15 protein-coding genes are annotated in these 18,680 nt (G+C 46.7%); 9 read left to right on the forward strand and 6 right to left on the reverse strand.

Annotation, left to right across the window (positions count from 1 at the left end; genetic code table 11):
• The first annotated feature begins 159 nt into the window (after positions 1 to 159).
• The 3 genes from GXP69_RS04035 (at position 160) to GXP69_RS04045 (ending at position 3,754) form a co-directional block, all read left to right on the forward strand.
• Complete coding sequence (locus GXP69_RS04035; protein WP_163912616.1) at positions 160 to 1,578, forward strand: lipopolysaccharide biosynthesis protein; 1,419 nt, start codon at positions 160 to 162, stop codon at positions 1,576 to 1,578.
• Between the two features lie 79 nt (positions 1,579 to 1,657).
• Positions 1,658 to 2,533 carry a GNAT family N-acetyltransferase gene (locus GXP69_RS04040; protein ID WP_163912618.1) on the forward strand — a complete coding sequence of 292 codons (876 nt, stop codon included), beginning with the start codon at positions 1,658 to 1,660 and terminating at the stop codon, positions 2,531 to 2,533.
• 894 nt (positions 2,534 to 3,427) lie between these two features.
• On the forward strand, positions 3,428 to 3,754 hold the full coding sequence (locus GXP69_RS04045) for a DMT family transporter (protein WP_163912620.1): 327 nt from the start codon (positions 3,428 to 3,430) through the stop codon (positions 3,752 to 3,754).
• Here GXP69_RS04045 and GXP69_RS04050 read toward each other — a convergent pair whose 3' ends face one another.
• Genes GXP69_RS04050 through rsfS form a run of 5 tightly spaced genes read right to left on the reverse strand, consistent with a single transcriptional unit; the run spans position 3,755 to position 8,532 of the window.
• On the reverse strand, positions 3,755 to 4,582 hold the full coding sequence (locus GXP69_RS04050) for a hypothetical protein (protein ID WP_235925544.1): 828 nt from the start codon (positions 4,580 to 4,582) through the stop codon (positions 3,755 to 3,757).
• Positions 4,563 to 5,333 carry a UDP-2,3-diacylglucosamine diphosphatase gene (locus GXP69_RS04055; protein ID WP_163912622.1) on the reverse strand — a complete coding sequence of 257 codons (771 nt, stop codon included), beginning with the start codon at positions 5,331 to 5,333 and terminating at the stop codon, positions 4,563 to 4,565. The genes GXP69_RS04050 and GXP69_RS04055 overlap by 20 nt, the downstream gene beginning before the upstream one ends.
• Positions 5,317 to 5,967 carry a LutC/YkgG family protein gene (locus GXP69_RS04060; protein ID WP_163912624.1) on the reverse strand — a complete coding sequence of 217 codons (651 nt, stop codon included), beginning with the start codon at positions 5,965 to 5,967 and terminating at the stop codon, positions 5,317 to 5,319. The genes GXP69_RS04055 and GXP69_RS04060 overlap by 17 nt, the downstream gene beginning before the upstream one ends.
• A 12-nt stretch (positions 5,968 to 5,979) precedes the next feature.
• Positions 5,980 to 8,094 carry an ATP-dependent zinc metalloprotease FtsH gene (ftsH, locus tag GXP69_RS04065; protein ID WP_163912626.1) on the reverse strand — a complete coding sequence of 705 codons (2,115 nt, stop codon included), beginning with the start codon at positions 8,092 to 8,094 and terminating at the stop codon, positions 5,980 to 5,982.
• A 60-nt stretch (positions 8,095 to 8,154) separates the two neighbouring features.
• The gene (rsfS, locus tag GXP69_RS04070) at positions 8,155 to 8,532 is read right to left on the reverse strand and encodes a ribosome silencing factor (protein ID WP_163912628.1); all 378 of its coding nucleotides are present in this window, start codon (positions 8,530 to 8,532) and stop codon (positions 8,155 to 8,157) included.
• Between the two features lie 49 nt (positions 8,533 to 8,581).
• Between rsfS and GXP69_RS04075 the strand changes: the two genes are divergently transcribed.
• Positions 8,582 to 9,331 carry a biotin--[acetyl-CoA-carboxylase] ligase gene (locus GXP69_RS04075; RefSeq protein WP_163912630.1) on the forward strand — a complete coding sequence of 250 codons (750 nt, stop codon included), beginning with the start codon at positions 8,582 to 8,584 and terminating at the stop codon, positions 9,329 to 9,331.
• Positions 9,332 to 9,408: 77 nt separating this feature from the next.
• Here GXP69_RS04075 and GXP69_RS04080 read toward each other — a convergent pair whose 3' ends face one another.
• A complete protein-coding gene (locus tag GXP69_RS04080; protein ID WP_163912632.1) occupies positions 9,409 to 10,905 on the reverse strand; it encodes a T9SS type A sorting domain-containing protein in 1,497 nt (498 codons plus the stop codon).
• A 493-nt stretch (positions 10,906 to 11,398) separates the two neighbouring features.
• Here GXP69_RS04080 and GXP69_RS04085 point away from each other — a divergent pair, with 493 nt between their 5' ends.
• The 5 genes from GXP69_RS04085 (at position 11,399) to GXP69_RS04105 (ending at position 18,520) form a co-directional block, all read left to right on the forward strand.
• Positions 11,399 to 11,998: a T9SS type A sorting domain-containing protein gene (locus GXP69_RS04085; RefSeq protein ID WP_163912634.1), complete on the forward strand. Its 600-nt coding sequence runs from the start codon at positions 11,399 to 11,401 to the stop codon at positions 11,996 to 11,998.
• Positions 11,999 to 12,213: 215 nt separating this feature from the next.
• Positions 12,214 to 15,183 (forward strand): glycosyltransferase family 117 protein, encoded by a 2,970-nt coding sequence (locus GXP69_RS04090; protein ID WP_163912636.1) that lies wholly within the window; start codon positions 12,214 to 12,216, stop codon positions 15,181 to 15,183.
• An 85-nt stretch (positions 15,184 to 15,268) separates the two neighbouring features.
• Positions 15,269 to 16,528 (forward strand): GWxTD domain-containing protein, encoded by a 1,260-nt coding sequence (locus tag GXP69_RS04095; RefSeq protein ID WP_235925545.1) that lies wholly within the window; start codon positions 15,269 to 15,271, stop codon positions 16,526 to 16,528.
• Positions 16,501 to 17,346 carry a 23S rRNA (guanosine(2251)-2'-O)-methyltransferase RlmB gene (gene rlmB / locus GXP69_RS04100; RefSeq protein ID WP_163912638.1) on the forward strand — a complete coding sequence of 282 codons (846 nt, stop codon included), beginning with the start codon at positions 16,501 to 16,503 and terminating at the stop codon, positions 17,344 to 17,346. Before GXP69_RS04095 ends, rlmB begins: the two co-directional genes overlap by 28 nt.
• A gap of 208 nt (positions 17,347 to 17,554) precedes the next feature.
• Positions 17,555 to 18,520: an arsenic resistance protein gene (locus GXP69_RS04105; RefSeq protein ID WP_163912640.1), complete on the forward strand. Its 966-nt coding sequence runs from the start codon at positions 17,555 to 17,557 to the stop codon at positions 18,518 to 18,520.
• Positions 18,521 to 18,680 lie beyond the last annotated feature (160 nt).

Here is an 18,680-nt window from a genome sequence, read left to right on the forward strand (position 1 = left end):
TGTTTTCTTAATCTGATAAGTAACAAATATACTAATTTTTTGTGCCAATGGTGTCGCACAGGTTTAAATGTACAGCTTAGGAGCCAACTGCGCCCCATATGCACTGCAAAAAATTATGTTGTATGCAAGATGCTGGGATTTAAACTATAATTTTAAGCAATGCTTCGCAAATTATTTACACATGCGGTAATTTATGGATTGGCTGCACAGGCGCCCCGGCTTGCCGGTGTGTTTACGTTACCTATAATTACCCGTTACCTTACTTCCGCCGACTATGGCGTGGCAGGTGTGGTAATGGCTTATGTGTCAGTGTTTACGATGCTGCAGAGTTTGGGGGTAAATGTGGTGCTGGTGAATAGCTATGCCAGGCACCCGGAGCGTTTTGGATGGATATGGCGGCAACTCAACGGTTTTATTTCGGTTTGGTCGTTGGTGTATGGCCTGCTGGTTATAGTTAGCTTGTACTTTCTGGTACCCGCCGAGGCCGACGCGCACCGCTTGGAAATAGCCTTGCTTTGCGGTGTGCCTATCATGCTGTTCCAAATGACGGAAACACAGAGTACAATCTACTGGCAACTGGCACAACGCCCGGTGCCGCTGGCTATCCGTTCTTTTATAGTTGGCGCCCTGATTGTAGCGCTCAATGTTTATACCATCGCTTACCTCGGACTTGCTTACAGAGGCTGGTTTTACGCTACTTTTATTGCTACCGCAGTAGGTTTTATTCTGAACGGACATCACCTGTATTTCAGGCTTAAACTATGGCCTATCTTCAGGTTTAAGTGGCAACGGATCAGGCATTCGCTTCGGGTATCGTTGCCGGTTGTGCCGCACAACATGGCGCTTTTTATGATGGATACCTCTGACAGGCTGGTGCTGGATGTGTTGCGTGTGCCCATACAACGAATCGGTTTATACAATTTGGCTGCCAGTTTTGGGGGTTATTTTATGCTGGCAACCAGCGCCGTTATGCAGGCAGCCTCACCGTTTTACATGAAGTACCTGGCACAGGAGCGGACTTATGAAGCTGCACTGCAGGTTCGTAGGCTGACTTTTTTACTGCAGGTGCTTTTTTTGTTTGCTACTACCCTGGGCTCGCTCTGGATGCGGGAGGTTTTTTTGTTGCTGATAAAGAACGAAACCCTGCAACAGGCATATCCTTTGGCTATAGTTATGCTGATGGCATGCAACTACAGGCCCATGTACATAGCCGTGATCAATACGCTGACCTACCGCGAACAAACAGATAAACTATGGCAGATCTCGGTGGTGGCAGGAGTAGGTAACGTAGTACTTAACTTTATTTTTGTGCCGATCTTTGGCTACCAGGCCGCAGCTTATACCACGTTTGCTTCGCTTATGTACATGGGCTATGCCGGATTTTACATGAAAGCCTACCGTAGCACTTCTCTTGTGCCTTATTACCCGATTGCGTGGTTACTGCTCACCATTTTGCTGCTTGTAGCAGTATACAGTCTGGCTACAATTGCAATAGGGGTTAAAGTTATAGTTACTATTGTGGCATGTGTTGGTGCGCTGGCAACAGCAGTAGCCTATCGGGGTAAACTGGAACTATAAACTGCGTATCTGGTGGACAACGTTGCGATTACCTGCAATACCCCATAATTTTACAGCTTGCCCTTAAAACTATAAAACTATGAAAGATAGCCCCTATACCATCAGCTTTCTGCGCGCGCAGGATATGCCTGAAGTGCACCAGACGTTTCTGAAAGCATTTGCTGATTATTTTGTGCCAATACAGCTAACGGAAGAGCAATTTTACACCAAGCTGAAACGCGAAAGCATTGAACCAACCTTTTGTGTGGGCGCATACGAAGGTGCAAACCTGGTCGGGTTTATACTCACAGGTATTGGCAACTATAACCAAAAACCGACCGGATATAATGCAGGTACAGGTGTAGTTCCGGAACACAGAGGCCATGGCCTTACCAAAAAGATGTACGATCACCTGCTAATAAAACTTAAGCAGAGTGGCATGGAGCAGTGTCTGCTGGAGGTAATACAGGAGAATACGCCGGCGCTCAAATCCTATGAAGCCATTGGCCTGAAGATTACCCGTTCGCTGGATTGTTTCAGGGCGAAGAAAGATGATTTACTGCTTAATGTATCGCTGCCAGAAAATATTAAGATTGCGCAGGTTTCTAAACCCGACTGGGTCAACTATAGCCATTTCTGTGATGTGGCACCCACCTGGCAGAATACCTCTGGCGCCATAGTCCGCAGCCCTGATGAGAAGGTCGTTTTAGAAGCCCGTGATGCAGGTGATGAACTGGTTGGGTACGCTGCATTTTTCCCGAAGACCGGAGCCATTGCACAATTCGCTGTAGTGCCTGCTTTCCGGGGCGAAGGAATTGGGAAAGCCTTGCTTAAGGAAGTTAAGAACTTAACTATAGCTCCGGCCTTAATGCTGCTGAATGTAGATACTGAAGCAGTTGCTTTCATCTCATTCCTGAAACGTCGTAATTTCACCCGCTTTTTAGGCCAGTTTGAGATGATCATGGCACTGGAATAGAATATTGGCTGTGTGAACCGTGGATTAATGTGGATTTGATGGGTTTTGGGATTGGGTTGTTTACTATAGTTAGGAGCTACAGTTCTATAGTTGCCATTGGTCCAACCACCCCTTTATCCCCTCCTTGTCTAAGGCGGGGAGTTGTTCCTACTATAGTTTATTTTATCGTTCTATAGTTGACATTTAACACCCCTATGGTCCCCTCAAGGGGACACTTACGTTTTCGCTAAAGTTGCAGCTATAGTTCTATAGTTAGCATTAACCCACCCCTACCCCTCCCAAGAGGGGAATTTCTGTTCACTCTATAGTTTGGGCTATTCTGCTATAGTTGCAAACCACGGGCAGACAGGCGCAGCCTGCCCCGCTGAATTACCACCACGGAAAGGCGATGCAACTATAGCTACTCAAGCTATAAACGAACTATAGCTATCGATTGATCACAGTCTTTGGGTTGAGCGCCTTTGACTTGTTGCGGTGCCGTCAGGCAACACGAGCGCAGCGAGGGTAGCAAGAAGGCAGCAGCGCGATGCCCGAAGACGGGGCCCCGCGGCCGTGAGCGCAACAAAGCAACTATAGCACAGTAGGCCAGTAAAGCTCCCAGGATAGGAGGTAACTATAGAATAAGCTGCTTGTATCTAGTTGTAATGTTAGTTAGCTATAGAACGACAACCTCAACTATAGTTTGTAATAGATTTCTCACGATGTTCGAAATGACAGAACAGAAGTTAACTATAGGATATCTAAGAACCTTCACAGCTACGCTGGCTCTCTTCGACTCTCGTCTTAAGAATGCTCGGGATGCCAAAAGAAAACTATAGTTAAATAACAAAGCAAGACTACATAAACATCAGCCTCTAAAACATTACTTTTGCGTGAACTATAAACCTATCTGAAATGGCGTGGATATACCTGATATTGGCTGGAATTTGTGAAATAGGCTGGGCTTTCGGACTAAAATACAGTGAAGGATTTACAAAGCCAGTAGTGAGCGTTGTAACCGTTGCCGTTATGATCCTGAGCTTCGTGCTGCTGGCGCAGGCCATGAAAGAGCTGCCACTGGGAACAGCTTACGGTATCTGGACTGGAATTGGAGCAGCCGGCACCGCAATTCTGGGTATTGTTTTCCTAAACGAACCACGCGATGCTATTCGTATCGTCTGCATTCTGATGATTATAGCTGGCGTGGTAGGACTTAAGATCTTTTCTGGGGAGACGAAATAGTTACCAACTGTAAACGTCGGCGCTGTTACGCGAGAATAAGTATAAACGGTTTTTGGTAGCCAGCGCTGTAGTGTATTTCTTCTCTTTTGGGAAAGATATGGTGCGCTGCTGTTGCTTATACAGGTTGTAAAAGTGCAGGTTGCCTTCTTTTACAAAGTATAGTTCATTGCCCAGAAAGCCCATAAACGGTACCTCGGTTAGCGGAAGCTTTTGTTTATAGTTGCCCAGGTTATCAAACACATAAATACCGCCGTTGTAGTCAAGCAGGTAAACCTGGTTCTGGTATTCGCGGATCATTCTCACATCAAACCGGTTTTGGTCAAGCACCAGGCTGAGCGGTGTATCGAACACTACTTTACGCATGCGCATGTCCAGTTTGCTCAGTGCAAAGTCAGTTTCATTAAACAGCCAGAAACTGTCGTCAGAAGCAAGTGCAGCGGCGCGTATTGTCTCGGCTATCCCAAATTCTGACAGGCTTGTGCTGCTAATAGGGCGCAGGAACCGGTCGAGTAGGAGCAGTTCCTGACGATCGGGTGTAAAGACAAGTACTTTAAGCGGGTTGCCGGCGTCTACAGTTGTGTTGCGGCTAAGTATGGTTTGCGGCGAGTAAACCGTAACCAGCCTGCCCAGCGAATCTAAATGCACCAGGTTACGGCGTGGGTTAAGCAGGTATACACTTCCGTTGCGGTCGGCAGAAATTGCGGTTGTAGAGCCAACAGGTATAGTTTGCAGAAACTGGGGTTGCCGCTCCTGAGCAAAACTACTGGCTATAGTTAGCAGTAGCAGACAAAATATCGCTATCGTTCTGTCAGGCTTCAAAATGCTCAAGGGTTAGGTTCTGTCCGTCATAAACAGCATAAGAGCAAAAATTAACCCATTCTCCCAGGTTCACATAGCGGCTTTTGTCGCCAATAGGTAAATCGAGCGGTAAATGCCGGTGCCCGAAAATATAGTAATCGTGGTGCTGTTCAGCTTCCACTTCACGGCAGTATTGTACCAGCCACTCATCTTCACCTAAAAACTTTTCATCCTTCTCAACATTGCTGATGCGGCTCTTGCGCGACCACATGTTGGCAATGCCGATACCCAGGTTCGGGTGGATGCGTGCAAAGGCCCACTGACAGACTTTATTGGCAAATACTTTTTTGATGACCTTATAGGTGTGGTCGCCGGGACCTAAACCATCGCCGTGCCCAATGTAAAAAGAGTGGCCATTTATAGTTGTCGAGATGGGTTCACGGAGAATAGGAATGTTTAGCTCTTTCGGAAAGTAGTCAAACATCCACATATCGTGGTTACCCGTGAAAAACAGCACCGGTATACCAGAGTCAGTAATTTCGGCCAGTTTACCTTGTAGCCGGATAAAGCCTTTGGGTATCGTGTGGCGGTATTCGAACCAGAAGTCGAAAATGTCGCCGAGCAGGAGAATAGCCGCCGCATCGTGCTTTACCTGGTCCAGCCAGCGCACAATCTTCTGTTCGCGGGCTCTGCTGGTTGCAGCGTCCGGCACTCCCAAATGAAAATCAGATGCAAAATATATTTTCTTGCCCGGGGCAAGCTGATCAATTCGGAAGGTCATCTATCAGGAAAAGTACGAGTTGTTTTGGGCCATGAGCACCCATAACAAGGGTTTTTTCGATATCGGCAGTACGGCTTGGGCCACTCACCAGCGATACCATTGACGGGTAATTTTCTTTATACTTATCGCGCAGCTTTTGCAGGCCATCCTTAATGTCGGGTACCAGCTGGCTGGCTTTTGCTACCACCAGGTGCGTTTCCGGATAAATACTTAACCGGCGGCCACCAGCATTGGCAGAGCTTACCAGAATACTGCCTGTGCGTGTAATAAGCGACTCGCAGGTGGTGAGGCTTGCCTGAGCTTTCTGTACAAAATCCTGTTCAGAGTCGGTGTACTCTATGCCGGCATGGTAAAGTGCTTTCTGCAGGTTTGCTTCCCACACAAACAGGTGCTCAATGTTTTGCTCACGTTTAAACGTATAAAGTTGATCAAAGAAATCTTCTTCGTTTTCGCAGTAAACAAAGGTACCACTGTTCTTAATAAAAGCCTCTACAAACACCACAGACAGATCATCGGTAGCAGTGTGGTGCAGTGGAGAAGTGAAATCAGGGGTAGGAGGCAGAAAAGGCGCTGGCTTAGCCAGCGCCTCTCTTACTTTTCTTAATACTATTTCTTTGGTTTTTGCTTCGTACATGCCTGTTTAGCTTCAAGCTGTTCTTGTATTCAGGTTATCTTCCTTTTCGGTAGCAGACTGGCCATTTCCGTTTGCAGAGCTTGGCACATCTTCATCAGGCTGGGTATTACCAAACTCTACCGGATGATTCTGTTCAACTTCGCTCTTGGTCTGGCTGCGGTCGGTACCTGCAGTGTGTGCCTGGTACGTTGTAAGTGCGTCAAACGGACGAGGACCAACAAGGCGCTCCAGGTCGCTCTGGAACAGGATCTCTTTCTCAAGCAGTTCCTGAGCAATGATCTCCAGTTTGTCGCGCTTCTCGGTAAGCAGGGCTATAGTACGGTCGTAAGCAGCTTTAATCAGGGAGCGTACTTCCTCGTCTATCGTTTCGGCTGTGGCTTCAGAATATGGTTTGTTAAACTGCATATCCGACTGCTTCGAATCGTAGAACGATACGTTACCGATCTTAGGGTTCATACCATACATGGTTACAATGCTGTAGGCCATTTTGGTAATGCGTTCCAGGTCGCTCAGCGCACCGGTTGATATTTTACCGAACACGATCTCCTCAGCAGCACGGCCACCAAGCGCCATGCACATCTCATCAATCAACTGCTCTGTAGTATACAGGAACTGCTCTTTTGGTAAATACTGTGCATAACCCAACGCAGCTACACCACGCGGAACTATACTTACTTTTACCAACGGATCGGCGTGCTCCAGGAACCAGCCAGCTACCGCATGGCCAGCTTCGTGGTAAGCCACAATTTTCTTCTCTTCCGGAGAGATAATCTTGTTCTTCTTCTCCAGACCACCAATCACACGGTCAATGGCATCGTTAAAGTCCTGCTGGTCTACTGCTTTCTTGTTACGACGCGCCGCAATCAGGGCAGCTTCGTTACACACGTTGGCAATTTCGGCACCGGCAAAGCCTGGTGTCTGAGCAGCAAGGTTTTTAGCGTTTACATCCGGCGCAAGCGTAAGCGGGCCAAGGTGTACATTAAATATTTCGGTACGGCCATTAATATCCGGCTTGTCGATACTGATCTGGCGGTCGAAACGTCCCGGACGCAACAGGGCAGAGTCAAGCGTATCAGGACGGTTCGTAGCGGCAAGAATAATTACTCCTGAGTCGGTTGCGAAACCATCCATCTCTACAAGCAGGGAGTTCAGTGTATTTTCGCGCTCATCGTTACCACCTGGCACCTGGCCACGGCTACGGTGACGGCCAATCGCATCGATCTCATCTATAAAAATGATACATGGCGCTTTGGCTTTTGCCTGCTTAAACAGGTCGCGTACACGGGCAGCACCCACACCCACGAACATCTCTACGAAGTCGGAACCCGACAAAGAGAAGAACGGAACATCGGCTTCACCGGCTACGGCTTTCGCTAATAACGTTTTACCTGTACCCGGAGGGCCAACAAGCAGGGCGCCTTTTGGTATTTTACCACCTAGTATCGTGAATTTGCTTGGGTTCTTCAGGAACTCAACAATCTCCTGCACTTCTTCTTTTGCTTCCTCAAGGCCGGCCACATCCTTAAATGTGATCTTTACCTTATTCTCGGCATCAAACAGGGCAGCTTTAGATTTGCCTATGTTAAAGATCTGACCACCCGAACCACCTGCTGTTACGCGGCGCATCAGGAACCAAAAACCAAACAGCAGCAATATCAGGAAACCCCATGTTGCGAAGAAGTCCATGAAGCCGGTACGGTCTTCGGTGTAGATCGGAACCCGTTCAGCTCGCGGCACATCGGCCTGTAGTTTGTCGAGGTCTTCTTTAAAAAGCTCTGCAGAAATTACCTGGAAGTGGTACTGAGGGCCTTTATCCTTCGTGATCATACCACGGTCTGAAAGCTCCTGTTTGTACTTTTCGTTCTCAAGCGCTTCCTGCTTCAGGTATACTTCTACGGTCTTGTTATTTACAATCGTAACTTTGTTTACGTCGCCGCTAAGCAACATTTCTTCAAAGTCCTTTTGCGAGGTCTCTACCGAAGAGTTACTCCGGTTAAGATAGGTAAGACCGAAAATCACCATAATCAGCACCGCCAGCATCCAAAGTTGCATTGTTGGGCGTGGGGGCGTGGTAGGTATTATCGGCTTCTTTTTTTTGTTATTTCCTTTCTTGTTCTTTTCTGCCATGATTTAGTTATCAAATGTTTGAAAAACTCCGGCCGCTTCAAATTGTTTTGAGAGCCTGAGTTAGTTAACAGATTCTACGTGCTTGATGTGTGCGTCGCCCCATAGTTCTTCCAGTGCATAAAACTCGCGTTTATCTCTCAGGAAAACGTGTGCTACCACATCCACATAGTCCAGCAGCACCCATTCTCTGTTGGTACGGCCTTCGGTCTGCCACGGATTCTGCTTAGTTGCTTTAAAAACTTCTTCTTCTATGGCATTTGCAATTGCTTCCAGTTGTGTGTCGGAGTTTGCTGATGCTATAATAAAGTAGTCGGAGACTGCATTTTTAAGTGATTTAAGGTTCATCACAACAATATCGGACGCTTTCTTTTCCTGCATTCCTTTTACTACAAGCTCTGCCAATATGTCTGAATTAGCCTCAACCTTACTATCTTTCATTTGTGCTGATTAATTTTGAAATACAAAAATATTAAATTTTGTCAAAGTTATGTTGCCTAATACGCTGTTTATAGGCCAGCAGCTATATTATCTGCCGGTATGTGAATCTACAAACTCTGAGGCCTATCAGCTTCTCATCAAAAATAAAGCCACAGAAGGCTGTACCGTTATTACGGACGAACAAACGAAAGGGCGTGGCCAGCGGGGCAATTCGTGGGAGGCTGAGCCCGGTAAAAACATTACACTTTCGGTTATTCTGTCACCTGTTTTCGTGCCTGTCAGGCAGCAGTTTTACCTGAACATGGCGGTTTCGCTGGCCGTGCTTGATCTTTTGCACGAAAAAGGCGCTACCGATGCGCAGGTTAAGTGGCCTAACGACCTCTATATTAATGACAAAAAGCTGGGCGGGATCTTAATTGAGAATACCATAAGCAGCTCTACCTTACAACATAGTATTGTGGGTATTGGTTTAAATATAAATCAGTTATACTTTGGTGTGGATACAGCCACCTCGCTGGCTGCCGTTACCGGTACTGGTATAAACCTGGAGCAACTTACGGCCCGCCTGCTCGAGTTGCTTGAGAAACGCTACCTTGAACTACGCAACGGCAAACAGGCCCGCCTGAAATACGAGTACCTGCAAAACCTCTATCGTTACCAGGAACAGCATCTGTTTATAGTTAACGGTAAGACCGAGCCCGGAAGTATAGTTGGTATAGATGAAGATGGCCGCCTGGGAGTGAACTTCAACGGCGAGCTCCAGTTTTTCGGGTTCAAGGAAATCAGTTATGTGATTTAGGTAAAGCAGGATATTTAAAAAAGGGAAGCACTACTGTTGCTTCCCTTTTGGTATACTATGGCTGGTGTTGCGGGTAGTTAAGGAACTATAAGTTTCTGTGTTTGCGTGCCGGAGGTCTGCAGCAGGTTTACAATGTAGAGGCCTTTCGCTAATCCCAGTTGTTGTAACGGCAGTTCGAGTTGCCTGCTGCCGGCTGTTATTTCGGTTGTAAATAGAGTTTTACCGCTCATGTCCACAATCTGCAGGTTACCGCCATTTACATCAGCGCCTGTGCCCAGTACCGATACCGTGATCACATTGCCTGTAGCTGGGTTAGGATACACCTGGAATTTACCACTTCCCGGCAACGCTCTCAACTGCACGGCAATTGTTTTGCTATAACTATCGGTTGCATCGTGGTCTACCTGGCGCAGGCGATAATAGTAAATACCCTGGCGGAGCACGGGATCTGTATAGCTATAGTTAAGCTTAATGCTGGAATTACCAGCTCCGTCTATTTCACCAATTTTATTAAAGCTTTGCCCGTCGGTGCTGCGCTCAACCTCAAAGCGATCGTTGTTTTGCTCTGATGCAGTTTCCCACTGCAGTTCGATGCCACTCTGTGTAGCTTTGCCTTTAAAAGAAAGCAGCTCAACAGGAAGCGGAGTGATCGGCATGTCTTCGCATGTAACGGTGTTAAAGCCGGTACTAACTATAGTTTGTCTTGTCTGTAGTGTTATAGTAAAGCTTTCGTCTGGGTTAAAAGTGCCGGCTGGCATAATGAACTCAAAATGATCCAGGGCGCCATTAGCGAACCCGCGTGTGTTTTGTGATTCAAATATGAGGAGTCCGTCGCTGTAAGTGCTTTTGTATTTATAGTTGGCCTGGTAGCTGCTTCCGTTGTTGTTGCTTACTGCTCTAACACCCTTCAGTGCGCCCGGAATCTCAATTGCTATAGTTTGTACATCGTCAGGCATGTTGTTTTGAACTACAAAGCCCAGCGTAGTTGTGCCATTTGTCGAATTGCTAACCCCCGTAAATCCGAAAACTGCCGAGCCCAGGTCAATCCGGCAATCCGGCATAAACTGGCCTGCTAACGGCGCGCAGGTGCGGTGGTCTATGGAGTTGATGCTGGGTGAGCTGCCCGCTACTTTAACCTGCACTCTTGTATTTGGCAGCGCATTGTAGTTTGTTACAGAAATGGGGTACTCAAATGTATAAGTTCTCCCATTGCTGATGTCGGTCTTTTTTTTAGCTGTAAACTGAATGGCGTTGAAAGTTGTGGCCAGTTTTGTGCCACTGGTTTTGCCATCGTGAACTATAAAATCGCTTTGTCGGGCAAAGAAATTGGATGGCTCATCAGCGTCTGCACTTTCGGGAAGTTCAAAAGCAATGTACTCTAGGCGGCTGAAGCAGTTAACTGTTAAGCTATAGTTTAACACGTAAGTATCCTGATCGTAGCGGGTGGCCCCATTAAGGGAGTAGGTGATACAGCCATCCGTGATGCTGCATCCGGAAGGCCGCTGATCAGTCTGTGCACCGGCGGTTTGCCAGGTCAGCAGGATCATCAGGGTATAAAAAATATAGGGTTTCATGTAAAGTTCAGTTCATGGGTAATCTAAAATAAGTTTAATAATGGTTGTAACGGGGCTGGTTTATGGCAGTTGCACTATATTGTTGTATTGTTGATTAGGTGCAATCAAGTTCTTTGTAAAGTATAATTGTGTTGTTATTTCAGCGCTGTTTATAGACTAATTAGTATATATGAATATAGGTGAGAGCGAATTTGGGATGTAATTATTTTGGTTTTTAGGGGCTGTTTTATTTGTGTCGGTGTGTTGTAAAAGTTATAATTTGTGTATTGTCTTATTAGGTGTAAGGCTATAGTTTGGTAACTGTGTTACAAAATATGAGCGCGATAAATCAGGGGTTAGGCACTATTTTTGAAATGGGTACAGATAGCTGATCTGATATGATTTCTGGAATTATTTATCAGATTTTTCAGATACAAAAGTTATATATTTAAGCTTTTATACTATATTTGATCATCCTGAATAAAGGACGGTCTATCTAACAACAGTACCCTATATGAAGACTTTTACTAAACTATTATTTATAACCACCCTTATCAGCTCGCACCTGCTCGGGGGGGCAGCACTAGCCGCAAGCGCCGAAGCTATAGCTGGGAATGCCCCGATCTACAAAGGCGGTAACACCGTCTGGAAGCTGATGCAGGAAAAGAAAGGTGGCCTTGTTGTTTCTGCGCAAAATGCACGCCCCGTGTTTTTAGCACCTGATGAAGAGCACACCTGCTCTAAAATATATGCTGCTGCTGTAGCGCCTTCTTTTCACATGGAGGCTCCTAAAAGCGATAAGAGTTTGTACGCATCTGTTACGCTGGCGTCTTTCACGCCATCCCGCGATGTAAAGGCTGTTCCATCTATCAATGCTTATCCAAACCCTTCTAAAGGCTTTACACGTCTTACGCTTAGCCAGTCCGGAGGTGATAACTATAAGATCCGTATCTCTAACACCATTGGCCGCGTGATCTTTACAAAAGACCTGGCTGCTACCGAAGCCAAAGAAATTACCTTGGATATGAGTCCGTACCCATCAGGTGTGTACTTCTATAGTTTGCTGGTTAACGATAAAACTGTTGAAACCAAGCGACTGATCCTTCAGAAATAACCTTAAGAATGAACGATATATTATAAAAAGCCGGCCCATGGTCGGCTTTTTATATGTTAAGGCAATTGTTTCAGATGTTGTGAGTTATAAAAGCAGAGCGCTGTAAACTATAGTTTGACTGGTAAATAATTCAATATTCGATAGCCGGCAATCAACAATTATATCTAACACTTCACATATTTTAGTATTTTCGGGGCGCAATCCTTAAAACTATCATGACAGACTATCGGAAGATAAATAACATTACAGGCTGGATCGTATTCCTGATCGCGACAATTGTTTATGTGCTAACGCTGGAGCCTACTGCCAGTTTCTGGGATGCCGGTGAGTTTATTGCCTGCTCTTACAAACTTTTAGTACCACACCCTCCGGGGGCGCCGTTCTACCTGCTAATTGGCCGTATGTTCTCAATGATGGCCAGCGATCCGACACAGGTGGCCTGGTGGGTAAACCTGCTTTCTGCGCTTTGCAGCTCTTTTACAGTGCTTTTCCTGTTCTGGACCATCACTATCTTCGCTAAAAAGATTCTGATTAAAGAAGGCGAAACCCCAACTAAGGGCAATATCCTGCTGGTAATGGGTGCGGGCGCAGTTGGTGCCCTTGCTTATACCTTCTCTGATTCTGCCTGGTTCTCTGCCGTAGAAGCGGAAGTATACGCCATGTCATCGTTCTTTACAGCTATAGTTTTCTGGGCAATGTTGCGCTGGGAGGCCAAAGTTGGCGAAGCACACTCTGATAAATGGCTGGTTCTGATTGCTTACCTGGTAGGTCTTTCGATAGGAGTGCACTTGCTGAACCTGGTAACTATACCGGCGCTTGCGTTTATTTATTATTATCGCTTATACAAACCTACCCTTATGGGTGGGCTTATCGCTTTTGGTATCAGCGCCGTAATTGTTGTAACTATCCTTTGGGGTATCATTCCTGGCCTGCCTTCTATTGCCGGTAATGTAGAGGTGTTCTTTGTTAACTCGCTGGGCATGCCGTTTGGCTCTGGTATTATCTTCTTTGTACTGCTGGTTGTGGGTGCTATAGTTTATGGCATCATGTATTCTATCAAGCGCAACATGCGTGTGCTGAATACAGCCCTTCTGTGCCTCTCTTTTGTGCTGATCGGGTATTCTTCTTATATGATCATCCCGATCCGTTCTTCTTATGAGCCAACTATAGACGAAAACGACCCGGATGATATTATGAGCATGGTGGCTTACCTGAAGCGTGAGCAATATGGTAACCGCCCGCTGTTGTATGGCCCGCAATACAATGCCCAGCCAATTGGTCAGGAAGAGGGTGCCATGCGCTACATAAAAGGCAAAGACAAGTACATTGCTACGCAGCCGAAGATCGAGCCTGTGTACGATGATAAGGACCTGACGCTGTTACCACGTATTTACAGCGATGCGCCACAGCACATTTCAGAATACAAGAAATGGGTAAACCTGCAGGAAGGACAGATGCCGACCTTCGGCCAGAACCTGAGCTTCCTGATAAACTACCAGCTGGGGCACATGTACTGGCGCTACTTCCTGTGGAACTTTGTAGGCCGCGAAGGCGATGTGCAGAACTCCGGGGTGGTATGGTTTGTAGACGAACCTGGCCTGCCTGATCAGGTAGCAAACAGCAAAGCGCGTAACAACTTCTTTGCAATTCCGCTCATCATAGGTATCCTTGGCCTGATCTGGCAGATCCGTAAAGATGAAAAGAATGCATTTATAGTTGGTTTGCTGTTCTTCTTTACTGGTATGGCCATTGCGTTGTACCTGAACCAGCCGCCAACCGAGCCGCGCGAGCGTGATTATACTTTTGCGGGTTCTTACTATGCTTTCAGTATCTGGATTGGCCTGGGTGTAGTAGGTATGGCCGGATTGCTGGAAAAAGTACTGCGTAACCATACATCCCGTGCTGCGGTGGCAACTATAGTTTGCTTGCTGGCACCAGCTATTATGGCTGCCGAAGGATGGGACGACCACGACCGGTCAAAACGTTATCAGTCTGTAGATTCAGCTAAGAACCTGCTTGACTCTGTTGCACCAAACGGTATTCTATTCACAAACGGCGATAACGACACATTCCCGCTGTGGTATGCCCAGGAAGTGGAAGGTTACAGAACAGATGTTCGCGTAGCCGTATTGAGCTACCTTAATACCGACTGGTATGTGGAGCAGATGATGCGCCCTGCTTATAAGTCTGCGCCATGGCCACTAACACTGGGTATTGAAAACTACCGCCAGGGAACTAACGACTACCTGCCATACGACGAAAAGCCTCAGGTTGCCGCTGGTATTGACCTGAAGCAGTTTATAGAGCTTGTGAAGCAGAACCACCCTGCTCTGAGAGTACAATACGGTCCGGGTACTACCCTGACAACCTTCCCGACAAAAACCTTTGTGCTGCATGTGGATAAGGAGAAGGTAAAACAGATGGACTTTATACCGGAAGAGAAACAAGGCGAAATTGTAGACCAGATGCGATGGGTGATAAACAAATCATTACTGGAGAAAAAGCACCTGGTAATTTTAGACCTGCTGGCAACCAACAACTGGGAGCGACCTGTGTATTTCTCAACTACAGTTAACAGTTCTGACTATATTGGTCTGTCAGACTACTTCCAGCTGGATGGTTTGGCCTACCGTGTAGTGCCTGTTAAAACCACAGAGCAGGATGAACGTTCTTTCCTGAGCAGCCCGGGATACCTGAACAAGGAAGTGATGTATGATAACCTGATGAATAAGTTTGCTTTCCGCAACTTCGATGATCCATCTATTTTCTACGACGAGAACTACTACCGCTTTACAGCAAATGCCCGTGACAAGTTTGCTAAGCTGGCCGCCGCTTACCTGGCTGAAGGAAACACCACCCGTGCTAAAGCGCTCGTAGACCGTTGCTTTACGGTACTGCCTGTAGAAAATGTGCCTTACGATTACTATACGCCACAGTTCATCACTATTTACGCTGACCTTGGCGAGGAAAAGAAAGCACAGGAATTGTTGGAAGGTATGGTGAAATACTCAACAGACGCACTTAATTACTACCTGACAAAAGGTGCCCTGTTTGAGATGGAAATACAGACAAATATGCTGATGATGCAGCAATTAGTGTTTGCAGCGCAGGAGCTGGGCATGAACGAGCGTGCAGCACAACTGGAGCAACAGTTTATGCAGTACCTGCAGCGTATGCGTCGTTAAACAAAATATGACTATTTACAGTAGAAATAGGCCGGAGCACATCATGCGCTCCGGCCTTTTCATTATTCATTAAATCATCCCTGGCATGGCACCGAAAGCTGCATTCTATAGATTGCTGATACTGACTATAAGTATAGTGGCAGCTGCCTGCAGCCAGCGCATGCCAACAAATATGCCCACACAGGGGGCAAGAAATCCGGCCAGAGCTGCAACTAATGCAACAGCCCGGCCCGAAGTTACAATGCAGTACACTTACCAGGCGGGTGCCGACAGCCTGAAGCTTTATTTTCTGTTCTCGGATGTGAGCCGACTGATGCAGCTGCAACGATCAGCCAGCAACATGACCTACGATGTAACGGCTAACGACACCAAAGCAATTTTGCTGCGCGATACCGTCAAAGTCGCTACAATTACCGGCCCCGGCAGCCCCGATGAGGTTATTGCCAGTATCAGTATTCCAAACCAGCTGGTTGCTGCATCGAACACGCTGCAGGTTAAACTATGGCAGGAGTTTGCGGGGCAGGCCAGAATGCAGACAGCATTTAAAGTGCAGCTGCAGCCTTATATGCTGACCAAACAAGGCATTCTGTTACACAAAAGTACAGGCAAACCCCTGCTGCGGGGCTATATGACCACCTCAGATTCCTTGGTTCTGCAGAGCACTGATACTGCCAGCATGTTGATTTACCGGTTTAATGCTGATATTTTGCCGGCCCTGCCCCCGATGTCTACTCGGAAGGAAGCAGTGCCAACCGCTGTTAAGCCTTTAGACTCAACTATAGTTGCTGCTGCTGATACTTTTATGTTGCCACAGGAAGGGCTTTACCTGCTTTGGCCACGTAGCGAATTTTCACGTGGATTGGTAGTCAGGCCCTGGTATTTTCCGCAGGTGACAATGGCCCGCGAATTGCTGGATCCGCTAATTTACCTTACTACCTCAACAGAACGTGAGCGGATGTTTAATGCACCTGATGTTAAAAAAGCAGTAGATGATTTCTGGATGGAAATAGCAGGAGAGAAGCAGCTTGCCAGGGAGTTAATCAGAACATACTATGGCCGCGTAGAAGAGGCAAATAAACTATACACATCATTTAAGCCGGGCTGGGCCACCGACCGTGGCATGATTTACCTGATCTACGGGCCACCAAGCGATGTAAGCCGTGTAGGGAACACCGAGACCTGGATCTACCGCGAAACGGAAATGCAGCTCTATGTCAGGTTCGTTTTTACAAAAAAACAGAATAACTTTACCGAAAATCATTATGAGCTGATACGGCGTCGTGAGTACGAAGAAAGCTGGTACAGCACAGTAGCAAAATGGAGAGCAGGAATAACAGATATGTAAGCGGTAACCGCTACGGCAGCCCAAGAGCCCCGAAAGAAGAAAAACTGGAAATGATATTCGGCTCCCGCCCGATACTTGAAGCCATGCTGGCCGGTAAAACGCTGGAGAAGATTTTCCTGCTTAGAGGAGCCAAAAACCCAACCACCGACGAGATTATAGCAGAAGCCCGCCGCTTTGATGTGCCTGTAGTTACAGTGCCGGTAGAAAAATTAAACAACCTAACGCGTAAGAACCACCAGGGAGCTGTGGCTTTTATTTCGCCTATCAGCTACCAGCCGTTGCACGAGATTGTAACATCTCTGTTTGAGCAGGGTAAGAGCCCGCTGCTGCTGATACTGGACCGGATTACCGATGTGCGCAACTTTGGCTCAATTGCCCGAAACGCTGAATGTATGGGTGTTGATGCTATCGTGATCCCAAGCCGTGGTGGCGCCCAGATAAATGCAGATGCTATGAAAACATCGGCAGGGGCATTGAACCTGGTGCCGGTTTGCCGCGAACCGAACCTCAAGGAAACTATAGATTACCTGAAAGACTACGGCGTGCAGATTGTAGCCTGTACTGAAAAAACAGATGCCAACCTGACTGACGGATCTCTGGACATGGTAGGCCCTACTGCTATTTTGATGGGTAGCGAAGAAGATGGCATCTCGCCGGAATACCTGAAACGTGCCGATGCTAAAGTCCGGATTCCGCTGCTAGGACAGATCGGGTCACTAAACGTATCGGTTGCCACGGGTATCATACTTTACGAAGCCATGAGCCAACGCCTCCGCGACTCGGGTTACGCTAACCTGGGTACGTTTGAACCAAGATAAAAACAACAGGCTGTCTTAACCGGGCAGCCTGTTTTGTTTGAGTCGTAACTATAGGTAGCAGTATTTAATGCCATCCTGTCCTGTACTCGTACCTTCGCTGCGGGTCATGATCTCATTTTGTAAATGCATCGCTCCCGGGCAATACTGACATGTCAGTATTTTCTCTTTTGCACGAGTAATAATAGACTTAGTATTTGATTAACAGGCAATGAGTCTTCTTAACAAACTCCATACACTGATTATATTAGTTGCTGTATTGCTTGGGCTGTTTCTTGCACAGGTGCCTTTTGTAGCTACATATGCCGCCTCTTTTATCATCCCGTTCTTAATGCTGATGCTTTATGGCTTGTTTTTAGCCATGCCGCTGCAAGGGCTGAAGCAAGGCTTTCTGCATAAAAGGTTTTTAACTATAAACCTGCTCTTCAACTTCGTATGGACGCCGTTGCTTGCCTACCTGTTAGGGTATTTGTTCCTTTCAGGTGAGCAGGCTTTGTGGATTGGTTTCGTAATGCTGATGGTGACGCCCTGCACTGATTGGTACATCATATTTACAGGTATTGCGAGGGGCAACACAGTGCTTGCAGCATCCATATTACCACTAAATCTACTGCTGCAGGTCGTGCTGTTGCCGGTTTATCTGCTGCTGTTTTTTAACCAGACAGGCATTCTGCCAATTGGTGCCTTGCTGGAGAGTATTGTTCTGGTCATTGCCGTGCCATTCATTCTTGCACAGACTACAAGGGACTTCATGATAAATCCAGAAAGGCAAACGCTGTTTCAGGACAGGTTACTACCATTTTTTGAGTCGATGCAGATCATATTTCTTGGTCTGGCCATAATGGCAATGTTTGCTTCAGAAGGAAAACTTTTGCTTGATAACCTGAGCGTAGTGTACACTATGCTCATTCCGCTGCTGCTTTTCTTCATCATAAATTTTGTGCTCAGTTTGTTTGCAGGTAAATGGGTAGGTCTCAATTACGCAGATTCGGCAAGCCTGAGCCTGACCACACTGGCCCGAAATTCACCAATTTCGTTAGCAATAGCTGTTGCTGCATTTCCAGATATACCGCTTATAGCATTGGCACTGGTCGTAGGCCCGCTGGTAGAACTCCCCGTTTTAGGCTTGGTTTCACAGGCACTGCTGCTCATTAGGAGAAAGCAGTTAGTGAAGTAAGCATTTGCTAACTATAACCTATAGTTGTAGTTGTATTAAGTTGTGTTAAATAAAGTGCAAATCCTATAGTTTGAGTTAAAGCGCATTCTGCTCTTTTTAATGTGCCCAGCTTTTCGTTAGATTTGTAGAAAGGCAGCAGACACAACAAACAATAACACAT

Source organism: Pontibacter burrus (assembly GCF_010686685.1).
Taxonomy (GTDB): domain Bacteria; phylum Bacteroidota; class Bacteroidia; order Cytophagales; family Hymenobacteraceae; genus Pontibacter; species Pontibacter burrus.

Coding starts and splice junctions, on each gene's coding strand:
- GXP69_RS04080 (WP_163912632.1), bottom strand. CDS start 10,905: ATGAAACCCTATATTTTTTATACCCTGATGATCCTGCTGACCTGGCAA.
- GXP69_RS04045 (WP_163912620.1), top strand. CDS start 3,428: ATGGCGTGGATATACCTGATATTGGCTGGAATTTGTGAAATAGGCTGG.
- GXP69_RS04040 (WP_163912618.1), top strand. CDS start 1,658: ATGAAAGATAGCCCCTATACCATCAGCTTTCTGCGCGCGCAGGATATG.
- rlmB (WP_163912638.1), top strand. CDS start 16,501: ATGGAGAGCAGGAATAACAGATATGTAAGCGGTAACCGCTACGGCAGC.
- GXP69_RS04060 (WP_163912624.1), bottom strand. CDS start 5,967: ATGTACGAAGCAAAAACCAAAGAAATAGTATTAAGAAAAGTAAGAGAG.
- GXP69_RS04090 (WP_163912636.1), top strand. CDS start 12,214: ATGACAGACTATCGGAAGATAAATAACATTACAGGCTGGATCGTATTC.
- GXP69_RS04085 (WP_163912634.1), top strand. CDS start 11,399: ATGAAGACTTTTACTAAACTATTATTTATAACCACCCTTATCAGCTCG.
- GXP69_RS04105 (WP_163912640.1), top strand. CDS start 17,555: ATGAGTCTTCTTAACAAACTCCATACACTGATTATATTAGTTGCTGTA.
- rsfS (WP_163912628.1), bottom strand. CDS start 8,532: ATGAAAGATAGTAAGGTTGAGGCTAATTCAGACATATTGGCAGAGCTT.
- GXP69_RS04035 (WP_163912616.1), top strand. CDS start 160: ATGCTTCGCAAATTATTTACACATGCGGTAATTTATGGATTGGCTGCA.
- ftsH (WP_163912626.1), bottom strand. CDS start 8,094: ATGGCAGAAAAGAACAAGAAAGGAAATAACAAAAAAAAGAAGCCGATA.
- GXP69_RS04095 (WP_235925545.1), top strand. CDS start 15,269: ATGGCACCGAAAGCTGCATTCTATAGATTGCTGATACTGACTATAAGT.
- GXP69_RS04075 (WP_163912630.1), top strand. CDS start 8,582: ATGTTGCCTAATACGCTGTTTATAGGCCAGCAGCTATATTATCTGCCG.
- GXP69_RS04055 (WP_163912622.1), bottom strand. CDS start 5,333: ATGACCTTCCGAATTGATCAGCTTGCCCCGGGCAAGAAAATATATTTT.